General features: G+C 70.3%; 18 protein-coding genes and 1 pseudogene. 5 read left to right on the top strand and 14 right to left on the bottom strand.

All coding sequences use genetic code 11. The features are described from left to right. Positions 1 to 89: 89 nt before the first annotated feature. Positions 90 to 275 (bottom strand): hypothetical protein, encoded by a 186-nt coding sequence (locus AB0A94_RS37685; RefSeq protein ID WP_361751417.1) that lies wholly within the window; start codon positions 273 to 275, stop codon positions 90 to 92. Positions 276 to 735: 460 nt separating this feature from the next. Here AB0A94_RS37685 and AB0A94_RS37690 point away from each other — a divergent pair, with 460 nt between their 5' ends. Beyond that, entirely contained in the window at positions 736 to 960 is a 225-nt protein-coding gene (locus tag AB0A94_RS37690) for a GNAT family N-acetyltransferase (RefSeq protein WP_361751419.1), read from the top strand. Positions 961 to 1,229: 269 nt separating this feature from the next. Here AB0A94_RS37690 and AB0A94_RS37695 read toward each other — a convergent pair whose 3' ends face one another. From AB0A94_RS37695 to AB0A94_RS37710, 4 genes are all read right to left on the bottom strand, one after another. Next, positions 1,230 to 1,607, bottom strand: a complete 378-nt coding sequence (locus AB0A94_RS37695; protein WP_361751421.1) for a fic family toxin-antitoxin system, toxin component — start codon at positions 1,605 to 1,607, stop codon at positions 1,230 to 1,232. Next, complete coding sequence (locus AB0A94_RS37700; protein ID WP_217130798.1) at positions 1,607 to 1,852, bottom strand: hypothetical protein; 246 nt, start codon at positions 1,850 to 1,852, stop codon at positions 1,607 to 1,609. Before AB0A94_RS37700 ends, AB0A94_RS37695 begins: the two co-directional genes overlap by 1 nt. Before the next feature lie 141 nt (positions 1,853 to 1,993). Beyond that, the gene (locus tag AB0A94_RS37705) at positions 1,994 to 2,179 is read right to left on the bottom strand and encodes a hypothetical protein (RefSeq protein ID WP_361751423.1); all 186 of its coding nucleotides are present in this window, start codon (positions 2,177 to 2,179) and stop codon (positions 1,994 to 1,996) included. Between the two features lie 50 nt (positions 2,180 to 2,229). Further along, complete coding sequence (locus AB0A94_RS37710; RefSeq protein ID WP_361751425.1) at positions 2,230 to 3,510, bottom strand: ATP-binding protein; 1,281 nt, start codon at positions 3,508 to 3,510, stop codon at positions 2,230 to 2,232. Positions 3,511 to 3,640: 130 nt separating this feature from the next. Between AB0A94_RS37710 and AB0A94_RS37715 the strand changes: the two genes are divergently transcribed. Continuing rightward, positions 3,641 to 4,057: a hypothetical protein gene (locus AB0A94_RS37715; protein WP_217130802.1), complete on the top strand. Its 417-nt coding sequence runs from the start codon at positions 3,641 to 3,643 to the stop codon at positions 4,055 to 4,057. A gap of 412 nt (positions 4,058 to 4,469) precedes the next feature. Here the strand turns inward: AB0A94_RS37715 and AB0A94_RS37720 are convergent, their stop codons facing one another. From AB0A94_RS37720 to AB0A94_RS37750, 7 genes and pseudogenes are all read right to left on the bottom strand, one after another. Next, complete coding sequence (locus AB0A94_RS37720) at positions 4,470 to 5,591, bottom strand: alpha/beta hydrolase (RefSeq protein WP_361751427.1); 1,122 nt, start codon at positions 5,589 to 5,591, stop codon at positions 4,470 to 4,472. Positions 5,592 to 5,769: 178 nt separating this feature from the next. Continuing rightward, a complete protein-coding gene (locus tag AB0A94_RS37725) occupies positions 5,770 to 6,537 on the bottom strand; it encodes a glucose 1-dehydrogenase (protein WP_361751429.1) in 768 nt (255 codons plus the stop codon). Between the two features lie 62 nt (positions 6,538 to 6,599). Continuing rightward, positions 6,600 to 7,366 (bottom strand): annotated as a pseudogene (locus AB0A94_RS37730) (glucose 1-dehydrogenase). A 104-nt stretch (positions 7,367 to 7,470) separates the two neighbouring features. Beyond that, positions 7,471 to 8,001: a cyclophilin-like fold protein gene (locus AB0A94_RS37735; RefSeq protein WP_361751431.1), complete on the bottom strand. Its 531-nt coding sequence runs from the start codon at positions 7,999 to 8,001 to the stop codon at positions 7,471 to 7,473. Between the two features lie 20 nt (positions 8,002 to 8,021). Then, the gene (locus tag AB0A94_RS37740) at positions 8,022 to 8,687 is read right to left on the bottom strand and encodes an SDR family NAD(P)-dependent oxidoreductase (protein WP_361751433.1); all 666 of its coding nucleotides are present in this window, start codon (positions 8,685 to 8,687) and stop codon (positions 8,022 to 8,024) included. Positions 8,688 to 8,740: 53 nt separating this feature from the next. Then, positions 8,741 to 9,151: a cupin domain-containing protein gene (locus tag AB0A94_RS37745; protein WP_361751435.1), complete on the bottom strand. Its 411-nt coding sequence runs from the start codon at positions 9,149 to 9,151 to the stop codon at positions 8,741 to 8,743. 28 nt (positions 9,152 to 9,179) lie between these two features. After that, on the bottom strand, positions 9,180 to 10,196 hold the full coding sequence (locus AB0A94_RS37750; RefSeq protein ID WP_361751437.1) for a zinc-dependent alcohol dehydrogenase family protein: 1,017 nt from the start codon (positions 10,194 to 10,196) through the stop codon (positions 9,180 to 9,182). A 213-nt stretch (positions 10,197 to 10,409) separates the two neighbouring features. Here AB0A94_RS37750 and AB0A94_RS37755 point away from each other — a divergent pair, with 213 nt between their 5' ends. Continuing rightward, complete coding sequence (locus AB0A94_RS37755) at positions 10,410 to 11,294, top strand: helix-turn-helix transcriptional regulator (protein ID WP_361751439.1); 885 nt, start codon at positions 10,410 to 10,412, stop codon at positions 11,292 to 11,294. Positions 11,295 to 11,375: 81 nt separating this feature from the next. Here the strand turns inward: AB0A94_RS37755 and AB0A94_RS37760 are convergent, their stop codons facing one another. Next, on the bottom strand, positions 11,376 to 11,597 hold the full coding sequence (locus AB0A94_RS37760) for a hypothetical protein (protein WP_361751441.1): 222 nt from the start codon (positions 11,595 to 11,597) through the stop codon (positions 11,376 to 11,378). A 298-nt stretch (positions 11,598 to 11,895) separates the two neighbouring features. Then, the gene (locus AB0A94_RS37765; RefSeq protein WP_361751443.1) at positions 11,896 to 12,432 is read right to left on the bottom strand and encodes a hypothetical protein; all 537 of its coding nucleotides are present in this window, start codon (positions 12,430 to 12,432) and stop codon (positions 11,896 to 11,898) included. 143 nt (positions 12,433 to 12,575) lie between these two features. On the opposite strand from AB0A94_RS37765, the gene AB0A94_RS37770 reads away from it, so the two are divergent. Both AB0A94_RS37770 and bla read left to right on the top strand, forming a co-directional pair. Next, positions 12,576 to 13,952, top strand: coding sequence for an IS1380 family transposase (locus AB0A94_RS37770; RefSeq protein WP_361751445.1), 1,377 nt, complete (start codon positions 12,576 to 12,578; stop codon positions 13,950 to 13,952). 785 nt (positions 13,953 to 14,737) lie between these two features. Beyond that, a complete protein-coding gene (bla, locus tag AB0A94_RS37775) occupies positions 14,738 to 15,715 on the top strand; it encodes a class A beta-lactamase (RefSeq protein WP_361751447.1) in 978 nt (325 codons plus the stop codon). Positions 15,716 to 16,131 lie beyond the last annotated feature (416 nt).

Here is a 16,131-nt window from a genome sequence, read left to right on the forward strand (position 1 = left end):
ACCCGCTGAAACAACTCCCACAACCCGTCCGGGACCAGCCGCTCCACGATCGTCATACCTCAAAATTACGAACCCAAATGAGACGACGTCTAAAGAGGGCGGGGAGGTGTCTTCGGCTCGAAAAGGCTGTGTGGTGCATCCGGCTGGGAGGTGGACGTCTGGCGCAGTACCTGGGCCAGGTCGCGGTGTATCCGGTCGGCTTCCCCGCGGACCTGGACGGGGACGTCGCCGCGTTCGGCGACGAGGCGGTCGTAGACGGGGGTCTGCTGGAACACGATGAGGCGGTTTCCCTTTTCGGCGGGCGATTCGCGGACTGGCGCAGCATACGGGCCCGGGTCACGCCCCGCTGGCTGCGGAGTATTCGGCTTGGGACGGCGGGGAGGGCGGCCTGTGCTGTCCAGGCGCCGTCGAAGAGTGCGGCGGCCAAGGCGGGCATGGGCCGCCGGGGGCGCTGTGCGCGGTTGTCGCCGGTTCAGGGAACATCCCGGGGCGCAGCGGCATGCCGTGCCCGTGCTGTGGACAGAGAAGTATCCGGGCCGCGGTCCCGGCCGTGCGCGGTACGAAGTGCTTCGTCGTCTCCGGGCCGATCTGAAAAAGGAGCAGCCGTTGGCACCTCCCGTTCCCGGGTCCCTCTCCCCGCTGCGGTGGCGCTGGATCCTGATGACGACCCGGCATCGGGACGTGCGGTTCTTGTACTGGCCGCCGTAGCATCCGGCCGGATACCGCAACCTGCGGATGTTCGACCGGGGCGGGTACGACATCGGCCGTCTGGTGTGGGTGGTGTGCGATACCTGCCGCGTCGGCAGCATCAACAAGATCTCCATCGATCCCGACCGTCACCGCCAAGGTCTCGGGCGTCGCCTGGTGCGCCGGGCCCTGGCCGACGGCCCCGGCTACGCCTGGCAGACCACCCACCAGTCGCCCCAGGCCAAGAAGTTCTTCCCCGCCCTGGAGGAGTAGCTGGGGGTGGCGCTGCCCGAGTTCGGCGGGGTCTGCGAGCACCTCGCCTCACCCGCCGGATCCCGGGCTGACCCGGTGGGTCGCCGTCCGCGGCCCGTGCTGGAGCGCAGCGTGTGAAGGAGGCTTGCGAGATCATGCAGTTGCCCGCCGCGCCGGCCCCGACGCGGCAACCGCAGCAGAACCCTCCCCCGCCCCCGTCGGGGCCAGGGACTGCGGTAACGGAAACGGCCCGGGGCACCCGAACTCGTGCTGACAGACACCTGGGGGCGTCAGGTGGCGGTGGGCCAGCTGCGCAGCAGAGCGGCGATCTTCCCGGCGGTGCAGGCCGGGTCCAGGAGCAGGTCCTTGAGGGCGAGGGCGTCCTCGCGGGCGGGTTTGACAGTGATCCCGGCGGCCTCGAGGTACATGACGCCGGTGGCGGCGGCGACGGCCATGTTGGAGCGCTCCAGCCAGCGGCAGCGGCCCAGCGTGTGCACCAGGGCGGCGGCCTTGGCGTAGGGGCCGTCGTAGACGGGCTGCTCGAACAGTTCGGCCCGGTGGCGGGCGACCGCCGAGACCGGGACGCCGTAGTCGTCGGGGGCCGGGTCGTTCACCCCGGCGGCCTCGGCGACCTGCAGGATCCAGGGAACGTCGATGTGCAGATCCATCAGGCCGCGCGCGCTCCCCGAGCCGTCTCCGTTTGCTGGGCGTCTTCGGCTTCGTCGAAGATCGCCTGGTGTTCGGCCAGGAAGCGGGCGGCGGCGTCCACCGCGCGGGCACGCAGGCCGCTGGCGTCGTCCTGCACCAGCCGGGCTAGGTAGTCCCCGATGCTCAGTCCCAGGTCGGCGGCGCGCTTCCTCGCAAGTTCCGCGACGTCCTCATCCACGCGTGCGCCCAGTTGTGTCTTCGCCATACCCGCATGGTAACAGCCGTTACCGTTTCCGGGGTGGTGTCGTCGAGGGCTCGGTGGGCGCTGGCGTGAGGGGCCTTCGGGCGCCAGACGGGCACCGGGCCGACGAGGGGACAGCATGGCCTGTTCTGCGGGCCTGAGCCCTTACGAGACGGCGGGAGGGGTCTTCGGCTCGAAAACGTTCCGCGGCGCGCTCGGCTGGAAGGCGGGCGCCCGGTGCAGCATCTGGGCCAGGTGGCGGTGTATGCGGTCGGCTTCGCCGCACACCTGGGCGGGGACGTCGCCGCGTTCAGTGATGAGGCGGCTGTAGATGGGGGTCTCCTGGAACACGGCGGGGCTGCTTTCTGTCAGAGGTGACTGGGCGCGGGCTCGGTGCTGCTCTACGGCTCGAGGCCGAACTGGTTCATCAGGTCGGCGAACGCCTCCTGCGTGCTCTCCTGGAGCGTGTGGTCTCCACCGGTGGGCAGGAGCGTGGTGGTGACGGGCTGGATCGTGTGGGGACGGCGGGCATCTGCGGGGATGTCGAGGAAGCCCGGGTGGTGCATGACGACGGGGACCAGCGGTGTGCTCTTCGAGGCGGTGGCGGTGATGGTGGCCTTGAGCAGCAGGTTGCTGTCGAGCCGGAGATAGCGGGCCAGTTCGGAGGCGAGAACACCGAGGTCACGGCAGCACGCTCCGGCGTAGTCCTGGTGGACCAGCAGGCCGAAGGGGACGGGTTCGTCGCCACGGAGGTTGTTTCTCAGGGATTGCCAGGACAAGTTGGCGGCCAGCACGACGGTCCCCTCGTGGTGGAGCTCGGCGTAGGTCTCTCGTCCACCGCCCTGGGGCATCGTGCTCAGCACCCAGCGGCGCAGGCCGGGGCGCGGATTGTTCGTGACGATCTGCAGAGCGGCCAGGGGGCCGGGAGCCGTGCGGCTGCCGAACATCTGGTCGGCGCGGGCGCGGGCTTCTGTGACGACGATGCTCGCGCCCGGACGGGTGAGGCGGGGAGCGGTGCGCGGCAGGGGGCGTTCGGGGCGGGCGATGGCGAAGAACCAGGCGGCCGGCCCTTGTTGTTGGGCGATGACGGTGTCCTGGGCATGGGTGAGCAGGTGGTGCAGTTCGTTCTCGGCGTGAGCGGCGCGGGTGAAGCGGTCGCGGTAGGCGCGTTCGAGTTGGTGCTCGGCCATCCAGGCGGTGTGGTCGCGGTCGCGGTAGGGGGCGACGGCGGCCTGCTGGTCCTTGTCTCGGGCAGTGGTGCCGTAGACGAGGTGGGGGGCCATGGGGCTGGCCGGGGCGTCGACGACCAGGACGCTGCGGGCACCGTCGGGCGAGTGAAGGAGTATGAAGGTAAGGCCGGACAGGTAGGGCTGGACGTGGTTGCGGATCCACTGTGCGTACTGCTCGATGTTCACTTCGCCGGGGTCAATGCCGACCAGCTCGCACGTGGTGTCCCGTACGCCGAAGATGATCAGGCCGCCACGAGTGTTGGCCATCGCGGCGACGTCCTTGGCCAGCTCGTTCCAGCGTCCCTCGCGCGGCGGCTGGGGAAGGTGCTCCTTCCAGTCCAGATCGTCGGACTCGGCCAGCTGGTCGGCTGCGGCCTTCGCGACCATGTCGAAGGTGAGCGGGCCGGGCGGCACGCCGAGGTGCTCGTGCAGTCGTGTCCAGGAACGGGCCATGCCCGGCATGCCCATGAGTGGCCACTGACAAAACGGGGGCCGTTCCGGGATGTGGCTCCAGCGCGTCAGTCAGCCCGTCGACCCCACCCAAGTATTGCGCTCAACACAATCTTTTGCGATTGTCGCAAACATGCATCCGATTGAAGAACTGGCCGCCCTGCGCCATCCGTTGCCCGAGCCGGGCACCGTCATCCCCGAGGACTGCTACGCCGACGCCTGCGAGCAGATCCTCGAGCAGCGCGAGAGGGACGCCCTCCACCTGGAGGCCGCAAGCGACGACCAGCAGGTCGACCCGCTTCTGCTCGCGCTCGAGGACCTGAAGACACAGAAGGAGGCCGTCGACGCCCAGATCCGCCAACTGCTGGCCTACGGAAGGGAGTTCCACGGCAGCCGCCCCTACGGGCTGGAAGACCTCGCCCGCCGCGCCGGATACAGCTTCTCCGGGGTGCGCACCGCCTACGGCGAGACGGAGATCCGGCAGGTCGCCGCGCAGATCGGCCGGGAGCCGAACCGGCCGCGCCGCGACACCGTCAAAGGCAACCGGTAAACGCGGCAGACGGCGCGGACCGCGACGGGCATGGGGCGCGGGTGAAGACACACCACCGCGTTCAGCCGCCGCTTCTATCGCGCAGCGGGGCGCCCAGCCTTTCGTCGCCCGCCGACGTCCGTGGACAGGCACCATACGAGGCGGAGCCCGCCCGAGGCCCTTCGCACGCTGCCCGGACGGGCCACCAGCCTCCCCGATAGCCGGTACATCACACATCCTCGTTTGGTTCGTTGCGCTTGCGCCGTTCGATCAGGTCGAGTCTGTGCCCGGGGGAGAGACGCTCCGTTGCTTACCACGGTGGCATCGGGAAGCTACGCGAGGTTCCCGTCCCAACCGCTCTCGACAGGCCATTGCCGACGTGAGGGCCCCCGACAGGCCAGTGGCGGTACGGGCCTGTCGGGGGGCATGACGGTCAGGCGAGGTTCTTGGTGAAGAACTCGTCGAGCCGGTCGAAGGGGATGAGGTCCTTGCGGTCGTACAGGTCGACGTGGTCCGCGCCCGGGACGATCACGAGGCCGACGGTGTCGGGGGCCTTTGCCTGGACGTCCTCGGAGTAGTAGCGGGAGTGCGCGTCGGCGCCGGCCACCAGGAGCGCCTTGCGGGGGGCCAGCATGTCGATATTCGTCATCAGCGGGAAGGCGAAGAACGACATCGGCGTGGTTCCGGTCCACGCGGTGGTGGAGTTGATCGAGCGCGGGTGGTAGCCGCGCTCGGTGCGGTAGTAGTCGAAGAAGATCTTCGTGACCGGGTCGGCGTCCGCCGGGAGGGTCTTGGGCAGCACGCGGTTGGAGGGGGCGACGTTACCGTTCTCGTCGAAGGGCACCTCGTGGGAGAGCCGCGCGTAGGTACCGTTCTCGGCGTCGATCCAGCGCTGCCGGCTGACGTGGTCCACGACCTTCTGGCGCTGCTCACGCGTGTAGTAGTCCTGGTGGCCGCGGGATATGCTCCGCGACATGTCGTACATCGAGGCGGTGGCGACGGCCTTGATGCGGCTGTCTGCCGCCGCTGCGGTGAGCGCCATGCCGCTCAGGCCGCAGATGGCCTGAGCGCCGATCCGCTCGCGGTCGACGATCTTTTGCAGGCCGAGGAAGTCGACGGCGGCGCTGTAGTCCTCGGTGTAGATGTCGGGCGAGGCCACGTCGCGCACCATGCCGCCGCTCTCCCCGGTGAAGGAAGGGTCGAAGGCGAGGGTGACGTAACCGCGGCGGGCGAACTCGTTGGCGTAGAGCCCCGAGGACTGTTCCTTGACCGCGCCGAACGGGCCGCTGACGACCAGGGCGGGCAACTTGCCCCTGCCCCTTTTCGGCACGTAAAGGTCTGCGGCGACCTCGATGCCGTATCGGTTCTTGAACCGCACCGACGTCCGCTTGACGTTCGGGTCCAGCGCGAAGGTGTAGCCGCCCTTGGCTGCGGTCCTGCCCCGTCCTGCGGCGCCCGTGGCGCGGCCGGTCTCCGCACCGAAGGAGGGCGCGGCCGTAAAGGAGGCGGCGGCACCGGTGGCGGCGATCAGTCCGAGCGCTTTGCGACGCTCCATGGAGTGAACCTCATTTTCAGTCGGTGGAGGAAGTGCGCAACGGCCCGCGGGGGCGCGACCGAGACGCGATGTGCGGAGACCACTTTTTGCGTCAGGCGTGGCGAGTTGGGTGCTGAGCGACCCGGACACGCCGGAATTGGACGAGGGGGGCCTGACGGCTTGACGGCAATGCAGGGGGTTACTGGGCGGTGTAGCCGCCGTCGACGGGCAGGGCGATGCCGGTGACGTAGCTGGCGCCGGGGCTGGAGAGCCACAGGACGGCCTGGGCGATTTCGTCGGCGGTGCCGAGGCGGTCGATGGCCTGGCCCGCCGCGGCCTGATCGCGGTCCAGTTCGCCCTTGGCGGCCATGGCGTCGACCATGGGGGTGGCGATGGTGCCGGGGCAGACGGCGTTGATGCGGACGCCGCGGGAGCCGTATTCGAGGGCGGCGCTCTTGGTCAGGCCGATCACGCCGTGCTTGGTGGCGTGGTAGGCGGCGCGGCCGGGGTTGCCGACGAGGCCGCCGAGGGAGGAGCAGTTGACGATCGCACCGCTGCCCTGGTCGCGCATGTGGCGCAGTTCGTGCTTCATGGCCGCCCAGATGCCGCGCAGGTTGGTGTTCTGGACGCGGTCGAATTGCGCGGCGCTCTCGTCGGCTGCGTCGGTGGGCGGGGGCATGATGCCGGCGTTGTTGTAGGCCATGTCGAGGCGGCCGAAGGTCTCCACCGTGCGGTTGACGGCGGCGGCGACCTGGTCCTCGTCGCTGACGTCGCAGACCAGGGCGAGGGCCCGGTGGCCGGCGTTGGTGAGTTCCTTCACGGCGGCGTTGACGGCGCTCTCGTCGATGTCGGCGAGGCCGACGGCGGCGCCTGCTTCGGCGAAGGCGCGGGCGGTGGCCAGGCCCATGCCGGAGGAGGCGCCGGTGACGAAGGCGACCTGGCCGATGAAGTCATAGGTGGGGTTCATGGAGACGGTTCCTCGCACGGGATTTCGACGGGGTGGTCCTGGGGGCGGGGATGCCGGAAGGTTCAGGTGGTCTGGCCGCCGTCGACGACGAGGGCGGTGCCGGTGGTGAAGGCGGCGTCGGCGGAGCACAGCCAGAGCACGGCGGAGGCGATCTCCTCGGGCCGGCCGAGGCGACCGACGGGCTCGTCGGCGATGAGTCCTGCGCGGCCCCCGGGCGGGTGTCGCCGAAGCGGTGGATCATCTCGGTGTCGATGATCCCGGGGCAGACGGCGTTGATACGGATGCCCTGTGCGGCGTGGTCGAGGGCGGCGGATCGGGTGAAACCGATGATCCCGTGCTTGGCGGCGGCGTAGGCGGCCTGCCCCTTGAAGCCCTTGACCCCGGCTCCAGAGGAGACGTTGACGATCGCCCCTCCGCCGTCCTGCCGCAGCATCTGCCGGACCTGCGCCCTGGTACACAGGAACGCTCCGGTGAGGCTGACGCCGAGGATGCGGTCCCAGTCGTTCTTGGCGGTGTCGGCGGCCGGCTGGACGGGCTGCTCGACGCCGGCGTTGTTGAAGGCGGCGTCCAGGCTCCCGAAGCGCTCGACAGTCTGGTCGACCGCGGCTTGGACGTCGTCCTCGCTGGTGACGTCGCAGGTGAGGGTGAGGGCTTCGCCGCCGTCGGCGTCGATGAGGCGGGCGGTTTCGCGCAGGCCGTCGCCGGACAGGTCGGCGAGGGCGACCCGCGCGCCCGCGCGGGCGAAGGCGAGGGCGGTGGCCCGGCCGATGCCGCCGGCGGCGCCGGTGACGAAGGCGGTCTTGTCGTGAAAGTCGTAGGTGACGCTCACGTGTGTACTCCCTTCGGGAGGTGAGCCGCAGGCGTAGGGCCCGGAGGTGGGTCAGTGCCGCGGAGGCACCGGTGCGCCGGCGCCGGCGAGCAGGCGGTCGGGGGTCAGGAGGCGGCTTCGATGGTGATGCTGGCTGCCCGGCCGAGTTGGTCGGCGCTGACGTCGAGGTGGCCGAGGACGAGCAAATCCGGGGAGGGAGCGGGCCCGTCCTGGTAGAAGAGGGCCAGGTTGCCCCAGGGCGCGTAGTAGGCGATGTCGCCTACGGTGGCCGCGACCGGTTCGGGGGCGCCGGCGGTGTCGAGCTTGCGCGGCAGGTCGGTGACCCGCTCGGTGCCGTGGAAGTCCTTCAGGTCCAGGGTGAGCGGCAGCAGCGCGGCGAAGTCGCGGGCGGCGGGGCTGTCGTTCAGGACGGCGTCGACGGGGCGGCCGTCGAGGGTGACCCGGATGTTCATGGACGTACTCCTCCCGGAGGCGGACGGCGAGGTGGGGGCCGCCGACTCCCGCTGCCCCGTAGAGGCGGAGGGGGTGGCGGCCGGGGTGGTCTCCTGTGTTCCGCTGGAGCAGGCACTCACGGCCAGCAGCAGGGCGGCCGCCGAAGCGGCACGGCCCAGTCCACGACGGGCTGCGGGATTCATGAGCGGCGTCCCGGGGGTGATCATGTGGGCATGGGCTCGGCGTAGTGCCGGAAGGCGCCACGCTCGGCGTGGATGGCGTACAGGCGTTCGGCGAGCGCGTCGGGGCTGGAGTGCTCGGCGTCCGGGCGGATCGCGCCGGGGACGATGAGCTGGGCGGCGTGGATGTTCTCGGGCGCGAGAGCATCGTGGAGCAGGGCCGCGTATGCGCTTTCGGCGGCGAACGCGACCGAGGTGCCGGCCACCTTGGGGTTCGGGCGTACGGCACTGCCGCCGTTGACGAACAGCAGCGTGCCCCGGCCCAGTTCCCGCATCCCCGGAAGGACGGCGTGCACACAGGTCACCGGCCCCTTGACGGAGAAGGCCAGCGGGTCCTCCAGGTCGTCGGCGGTCGTCTCCAGGACCGGCTTCATGAAGTCGCCGCGAGGCACCGGGCTGAACTGGAGGACCTCGATCGGCCCCAGCTCCTTGGCCGCCGTGTCCAGGGCTGCGGTCAGGGAGGCGGGGTCAAGGACGTCGGCGGTGAAGCCGCGCGCCCGGATGCCCTCACCGTCGAGTTCGCCCGCGAGGGCGTCGAGGTGATTGGCGTTGCGGGACAGGAGGGCGACGTGGTGGCCGGTGGCGCCGAACCGGCGGGCGGCGGCCAGCCCCAGTCCGGGGCCGGCGCCGACGAGAGCGAACGTGGTCACGGTGAGCCTTTCAGGTGAGGCGGTGCGGACGCAGGGCCGGGCGGACCGCAGTGTCAGTCGGTGGCCGGGGCGGCGGTGTACTCGTCGTCGGTGACCGGGTTCAGCCAGTACACGACGGCGTGGTCGTCGTCGCCCTCGTTGATGGCCAGGTGGACCATCAGCCGGTTCGGGGCGGCGCCGTGCCAGTGCTCCTCGTCGGCCTCGAACAGGACGCGGTCACCGGGCCGGATGACTTCTACCGAGCCGCCGCGGCGCTGGCACAGGCCGACGCCTTCGGTGACGAAGACGGTCTGGCCCAGCGGGTGGCGGTGCCAGTGGGTGCGGGCGCCGGGCATGAAGTGCACCAGGGAGGCGGTGACCCGGGAAGGGGCGGGGGCGGCGGCGACCGGGTCGATGTAGACGTCGCCGGTGAACCAGTCGGCCGGGCCCTTGGCGGTGTCGAGCGAGCTGCGGGTGATCTGCACGGGTGCTCCTTGTTCCAAAGCGAGGGGATCAGGGCTTGAGGAGGGCCTTGATGGCGCGGCGCTCGTCCATGGCCTTGTAGCCCTCGGCGACCTGGTCCAGGGGAAGGGTGAGGTCGAAGACCTTGCCCGGGTCGATCCGGTGGGTGAGGACGCGGTCGATGAGGTCGGGCAGGTAGCGGCGTACAGGGGCGGGGCCGCCGCGCAGGCCGACGTGGGAGAAGAACAGCTCCTGCCCGTCGACGGCGACCTCGTGGGGGACGCCGACGAAGCCGACGTTGCCGCCGGGGCGGGCGGAGTGCAGGGCCTGGCTCATGGCCTGGGCGGTGCCGACGCACTCCAGGACGCTGTCGGCGCCGATGCCGCCGGTCAGCTCCTTGATCTTCGCAACGCCCTCGTCGCCGCGCTCGGTGACGATGTCGGTGGCACCGAACTCCCGGGCGAGCTTCTGCCGGGACTCGTGCCGCGACATGGCGATGATCCGCTCCGCGCCCATTTCCTTCGCCGCGATCACCGCGCACAGGCCCACCGCGCCGTCGCCGACGACCACGGCGGTCGAGCCCGGCTTCACCTCGGCGGCGTCGGCGGCCCACCAGCCGGTGCCCATGACGTCGGAGACGGCCAGCAGGCCGGGCCACAGCTCCTCGCCGGGGATCTCGTCGGTGGCGACGAGGGTGCCCTGGGCGTTGGGGATGCAGACGTAGTCGGCCTGGCAGGTGGACATGAACTCGCGGTGCAGGCAGTTGGACTGGAAGCCGTTCCGACAGTTCGGGCAGGTGTTGTCGGAGGTGGCGAAGGAGCCGACGACGAACTGGCCCGGCTTCACCGCGGTGACCTCGGAGCCGACCTCCTCGACGAAGCCGACGTACTCGTGGCCCATCGGGTGCGGGTCGCCGATCGGCTCGGCGCCGCGGTAGGGCCACAGGTCGGAGCCGCACACGCAGGTGACGGCCGTGCGGATGATCGCGTCGGTGGGGTGGAGCAGCTTCGGGTCCTCGAGGGACTCGAAGCGGACGTCACGGGGGGCGTGGATGACTGCGCCGCGCATGAGAGAGCTTCCTTCGCGTGCCGGGGGCGGGCGATCCCGAAGGCCGGGGCCGTCGCCGAGTGCAGGGCCAGGTGCAAGATCCCGTCGTGACGACCGGGTGAAAAGCGCCACGTCATCCAGGTAACCCGCTCTTCGCGCGGGGAGCGAGACACCATCAAGGGGTGTACCGCCAGTACATCCCTATGGACGCGGGCGGGACGTACCGTCGAAGGCGTGGACAACCAAGCAGAGGTCCGCGAGTTCCTGACCTCGCGGCGAGCCAAGATCACTCCCGAGCAGGCCGGCCTGCCCTCCGGGAGCCGCCGACGGGTGCCGGGCCTGCGCCGCAGCGAGGTCGCCGCGCTCGCCGATGTGAGCGTGGAGTACTACGCCAAGCTGGAGCGCGGCAACCTCGCCGGCGTCTCCCCGGCCGTCCTCGAAGCCGTCGCCCGTGCGCTCCAGCTCGACGACGCCGAGCGCGCTCACCTGCTCAACCTCGCCCACGCCGCCGACGGCTCCGACGCCCTCACCCGCCCCCGGCGCCGCACCGCGCAGTGGAAGGCGCACCGGAGCCTGCAGTGGGTCCTGGACGCCGTCACCGCCGGCCCCGCCTTCGTACGCAACGGCCGCATGGACCTGCTCGCCGCCAACGAGCTCGCCCGCGCCTTCTACACCGACGTGTACGCCAACCTCAGCAACCAGGCGAACCTGGCCCGTTTCCAGTTCCTCGACCCCGCCTCGCGCCGTTTCTACCCCGACTGGGAGCAGGCCGCTGACATCGCCGTGGCCATCTTGCGCACCGAAGCCGGCCGCAGCCCCCACGACAAGGGCCTGCACGACCTCGTCGGTGAGCTGTCCACCCGCAGCGACGACTTCCGCACCCGCTGGGGCGCCCACAACGTCCGCCACCACGGCACCGGCACCAAACGCTTCCACCACCACACCGTCGGCGACCTCACCCTCGCCTACGAGGGCCTGGAGATGGCCGCCGCCCCGGGTCTCACCCTCACCATCTACACCGCCGAGCCCGGTTCGGCCTCCGAGGAGGGCCTGCGGCTGCTCGCCTCCTGGGCCGCCCCCCAGAACACCGCCTCGCCAGCGGAGCAGGGTGTCGACTGACCACCACCGGGTTCTCCAAGAGCGCCGCCGGGGTGGACCGTGCGCACGCGGCGCGCGCCGGGCGTCCCAGTGGATCCGGTTTCAGCGTCGGCGCCGGCTGAAGTCGGCGACGGCCGTGTGGCTGGCCAGCTGGGCCTCCAGCTGGCTGCGGGTCTCCTCGAGCTGGTGGTTCTCGATCTCCAGGACCTGGACGACCCGCGCCATGAGCTGCAGCTGGGTACGCAGGTCGTCGCGTTCGGCGCGGACGCGGGCCAGGTCCTTCTGTTGCTTGGCGGCGCGGGCCCGCGCTGTGTCGGGCAGCACGTCGGGGATGGGGGTGCGGGCCTTGAGCAGGGCGTAGAACAGGTCCTTGAGACCGGTGTGCTTGTGGGTGAGCTTGTTGCGGCGCAGTCCGGCTCGGTGGCCAGGGAGACGACGGTCAGTTTGCCGTCGGAGTGCAGCGGGGCGCCGATCAGCAGACGGACCATGGCGTCGGTGATGGCTCTGATCTCCGCGGCGTCCTCGGTGGCGGCGTGGGCCTGGGTGTGGGTCAGGGCCTCGCCGACGAGCTGGGCCAGCGCCGCGCCGTCGCGCTGGCCGGGGACGGTCGCGACGGAGGTGGTCATCGTCGCTCCTCGACGTCGGTGCCGGCCGGCTGCTGGGCGTCGTGGCGGCGGATGATGGCGGTGAGGTGGGCCTTGCGCTGCTGTTCGCGGGCCGCGATGGGGTAGGGGTCGAGGCCGGCGTCGGCGTCCGCGTCGGTCCGGGCGACCTCGGTGCGTAGGGCGGTGATCTGGCTGTCGGTGCGGCTGATGTTCGCGCACGCCGGGTGGCAGCGGAAGTGGTCGGAGGTGTTGCGGCCGCCGTCGCCCGCCCGGTCGCAATCCGGGTTGCACAGCGCGGTGAACGCGTCGTGGTTGCAGGTCAGGAACGCTTTCGGGTCCTCGTAGACCTGAAAGCGGGGGTTGGCGACCAGCGTGCGCAGTTCGCGTCGTCCCAGGTAGGTGCCAGCGTAGCGGTCGGTGAACTCGGCGGCCGCGGCGCGGTAGCGGTCGGCGGCCGGGCCGCTGACCTTCTCGCCGGCGGCGAGGCGTTCGCCGGCCTCGGTGAGGGTCTCGGCCAGGGCCAGGCCCTTCTCCTGGTCCAGGACCTCGAGCATGTCGGCCTTCGAGCGGCCTAACCTCGCGCTTTCATGAGGCGGACCGTCCGACAGGCGGCCAGGTAAGCGAAAAGTGCCTCTGACCAGCGAGAATGAGGATTGCTGAGGTCCTTGTTCCCGCTCCTGTCGGAGGCACTTTCCAGGTGAAGCAGCCTACCGGGTCCTACCCCCGTGTCCGTGTCCAGGATGATGGCCGAGCCGTGGTCTCGCAGGCCGGGTCGGTTCTGCTGGTCGAAACGGTCCGCAAGACCGGTCTGGATCAAGCGATATCGCAGGTGCTGGCGCCGTGGCGCAAACCGCGGGCCGTCCACGACCCGGGCAAGATCCTCCTGGACGTCGCCCTGGCGGTCGCACTGGGCGGGGACTGCCTCGCGGACATCGCGATGCTGCAGTGCGAGCCGGCCCTCTTCGGCCCGGTCGCTTCCGACCCGACCGTCTCCCGCCTGATCGGCACCCTCGCCTCCTCCGGCGAGAAGGCTTTGCAGGCCATCCGGTCCGCACGGTCCGAAGTCCGGCAGCGGGTCTGGTCGTTGGCCGGAGAGAATGCCCCGGACGCCGACGGACAGGTCACGGTCGACCTCGACGGCGTCCTGGTGATCGCGCACTCCGACAAACAGGACGCGGCCGCGACCTGGAGGAAGACTTACGGTCATCACCCCCTGACGGCCTTCGTCGACCACGGCCCGGGCGGAACCGGAGAGCCGGTCGCCACCCTGCTCAGACCGGGGAACGCGGGCTCGAACACGGCCGCCGACCACATCACCACCGCCCGCCTCGCCCTGGCCCAGCTGCCGAAGAAGTACCGGCGCGGGCGGCAGACCCTCATCCGCTGTGATTCCGCCGGCGGTACCCACGACTTCGTGTCCTGGCTCGCGAAGCGCGGACGCTGGCTGTCCTACTCGGTCGGCATGGTGATCACCGAGACCATCCACAGCCATGTCCTCAAGATCCCGGCACCGGCCTGGACCCCGGCCATCGAAACGGACGGAGAGGTCCGCGACGGCGCCTGGGTCGCCGAACTCACCGGCGACCTGCTCGCGGGCTGGCCGAAGGGCATGCGGCTGATCGTCCGCAAGGAACGACCGCATCCCGGTGCCCAGTTGAGGATCACCGACGCGGACGGCATGCGGATCACCTGCTTCGCCACCAACACCCCCCACCGGCCGATCGCCGAGCTCGAGCTCCGCCACCGCCTGCGGGCCCGGGCCGAAGACCGCATCCGGGCCGCCCGCGCGACCGGACTGCGCAACCTGCCCCTGCACCACACCGCCCAGAACAAGATCTGGCTGGAGATCGTCCAGATCGCGCTCGACCTGCTGGCCTGGATGCCCATGCTCGCCCTGACCGGCCCGGCCCGGCTCTTCGAGCCCCGCCGGCTGCGATTCCGCCTGTTCTCCGCGGCCGGCCAGCTCGTCACCACCGGCCGGCGCCGCATCCTCCGCCTTGCCAGCCACTGGCCCTGGAGCCATGAGATCACCGGCGCCCTTGAACGGCTCGCACTCCTGCCCAACCCCGGCTGACCAGCGAATTCGCCTGTCCCTATGAGAAGAGGACTCAGCCCGGAGTAGTGGAACCCGGCGCCCACCCGAGGCGGCACTCGGGCCCTCGGAATGCCCGCCATCAGCCACCGAAAGCGAAACGGTCCACCGACTCCGTCGACGGACCGTCATGCAAGATCGAGGTTAGCGCCGCCTGAGGCGTCGGCTTCCCGGACTCGAAGGATTGGCACATGCTCACCGAAGCACTCATGGCCGTGCCCGGAGCCGGGCTTCAACGCCAGCACGCGACCTGCACAGCGCCGCACCGTCGCCCCCTCCATGCCTATCTCCCGGTTCCTTGCCTCTGGCGACCGGAAGGGTAGAGCAGGGCACGCGAGAGGGATCGTCCTGAGAGAAATCGCACGGTTTAACCACGGCGGCACCACGAAGACCGCCCGCATCATCGTCCCGGTGTTCTTTGAGCCCGGCTCCAACGGCAGAAGCAGCCGAGCACCTGAAGGCTGCTGAGGGCCGCGGCTCACGCTGTGGTCGGCGGCCTGCCGGTAAAGGGTCTCGGCACCCTCCCGATCTCCCCAGCCACCTCCCGCATCTCAGCCAGGCGGACCAGGTAACCAGCGCTACCAACCCGCCCACCACGGCCTGAACACAGGTCCTGACCGCGAGCCCACCACGCCTTATTGCGCCATCGGACAGTCACGCACCCAACAACGTGACAACACCGATCGCCGGGATCGCGTACCGGTGCCGAGCGTGTCGGCACGCTTTCTCCTGGACGCGCGCGAACGGCGTCTGATCTTCTTACCGGCATGACACAGTTTCTCCGACTGCGATTAGCCATCACGGCCGTGACCGCTTCCGCACTGCTGGGCGGCCTCGCCTATGCGGCCGGTGCCGTTACCGGCGAAGAGGGCTCCACGAGCGTCGCTGCCGCCCGGACGGGCAGCACCTCCTCATCCGGTTCCGGGCCGGAACTGCGCAGGACGCTGCGGGAACTCGAGGAATCCTATGCAGGGCGGATCGGTGCGGTGGGCATCGACCTGGGGACCGGCCGCACGGTTGGCTACCGGGCCGACGAGCGCTTTCCCTTCAACTCCATGTTCAAGGTGTTCGCCTGCGCGGCAGTGCTACACGAAGCACGCACCAGCAGGCCGGGGCTGATGGACGAAGTCGTGCGCTGGAAGCCTTCTGACATGACTGGCCTGACCGGGAACTCCCCCGAAACCACCGAGTACACCGACACGGGCATGACCCCGGCCCAGCTGTGCCGTGCCGGGATCACCAAGTCCGACGGTTTCGCGGGCAACATGCTGCTGGAGCGGATCGGCGGGCCGCGCGGGCTGACCGACTTCTTTCGTACCATCGGCGACCGGGTGAGTCGCCTGGACCGGCCGGAACCCCGGCTGACCGAGTGGCAGCCCGGGGAGAAGCGCGACACCACTACTCCCGCGGCCGCCGCACGGACTTTCGCCGAGCTCACCACCGGCTCGATCCTCCACACTCGAGACCGGGCCCGGCTGGTCGGATGGCTGAAGGCGAGCCTCACCGGCGCCGACCGGATCAAGGCAGGCATTCCCCCAGACTGGGCGGTCGGCAACAAGACCGGCACCGGCGGCGCGAGCAACCACGGCACCGCCAACGACTTGGCGATCGTCTGGCCGCCCGGATCGAACGCGCCGATCGTGCTGGCAGTGTTCACCAACCGTACCCTCGATGACACCCCGCACGACGACAAAGTGATCGCGGCCACCGCGACCGCGCTGGCCGAGGCCCTCGGCAGGTTGTGACCTGCCGAGGGCCTCGGCTGACGGCACTTCCACCGTGACGCGACGACAGGCGAGGACGGCAACAGCCACCGTCGTCACCGTCCGCACCCACCCGGTGGGCCCCGACGCGCCCGCGTCGGGGCCCACCGGCCCGCGAGGAGCACGAACCGGTGAGCCAGAGGCTTCGATGAGTTCCGTCCCCTTCCCCTGCCCGCACTCCGATGCCGTGTACCGCTCGGAAAGTCGTCGCTGCACGTGCGTACCCATGTCCTGGAGCGTCGGTAGCAGCTGGGATGCTGTCGTGGTGATCGTCTCGCTGCTGTACGGGGTGACCCGGGAGCTGCCGGCCGTCCCCGGCATACCGCTGCGCCGCGACACCGCGAAGGAAGCCGAACTGTTCGTGCCGCGGCACGAGAACACGGTCCTGCGCCGCCAAC

The organism is Streptomyces sp. NPDC044984, assembly GCF_040646935.1.
Lineage (GTDB): Bacteria > Actinomycetota > Actinomycetes > Streptomycetales > Streptomycetaceae > Streptomyces.

What these genes read in the sequence shown, in the direction of transcription:
- AB0A94_RS37710 (WP_361751425.1), bottom strand. Translation starts at nt 3,510, where the DNA reads ATGGCCCGTTCCTGGACACGACTGCACGAGCACCTCGGCGTGCCGCCC.
- AB0A94_RS37695 (WP_361751421.1), bottom strand. Translation starts at nt 1,607, where the DNA reads ATGGATCTGCACATCGACGTTCCCTGGATCCTGCAGGTCGCCGAGGCC.
- AB0A94_RS37765 (WP_361751443.1), bottom strand. Translation starts at nt 12,432, where the DNA reads ATGCTCGAGGTCCTGGACCAGGAGAAGGGCCTGGCCCTGGCCGAGACC.
- AB0A94_RS37750 (WP_361751437.1), bottom strand. Translation starts at nt 10,196, where the DNA reads ATGCGCGGCGCAGTCATCCACGCCCCCCGTGACGTCCGCTTCGAGTCC.
- AB0A94_RS37725 (WP_361751429.1), bottom strand. Translation starts at nt 6,537, where the DNA reads ATGAACCCCACCTATGACTTCATCGGCCAGGTCGCCTTCGTCACCGGC.
- bla (WP_361751447.1), top strand. Translation starts at nt 14,738, where the DNA reads ATGACACAGTTTCTCCGACTGCGATTAGCCATCACGGCCGTGACCGCT.
- AB0A94_RS37715 (WP_217130802.1), top strand. Translation starts at nt 3,641, where the DNA reads ATGCATCCGATTGAAGAACTGGCCGCCCTGCGCCATCCGTTGCCCGAG.
- AB0A94_RS37720 (WP_361751427.1), bottom strand. Translation starts at nt 5,591, where the DNA reads ATGGAGCGTCGCAAAGCGCTCGGACTGATCGCCGCCACCGGTGCCGCC.
- AB0A94_RS37735 (WP_361751431.1), bottom strand. Translation starts at nt 8,001, where the DNA reads ATGAATCCCGCAGCCCGTCGTGGACTGGGCCGTGCCGCTTCGGCGGCC.
- AB0A94_RS37700 (WP_217130798.1), bottom strand. Translation starts at nt 1,852, where the DNA reads ATGGCGAAGACACAACTGGGCGCACGCGTGGATGAGGACGTCGCGGAA.
- AB0A94_RS37690 (WP_361751419.1), top strand. Translation starts at nt 736, where the DNA reads ATGTTCGACCGGGGCGGGTACGACATCGGCCGTCTGGTGTGGGTGGTG.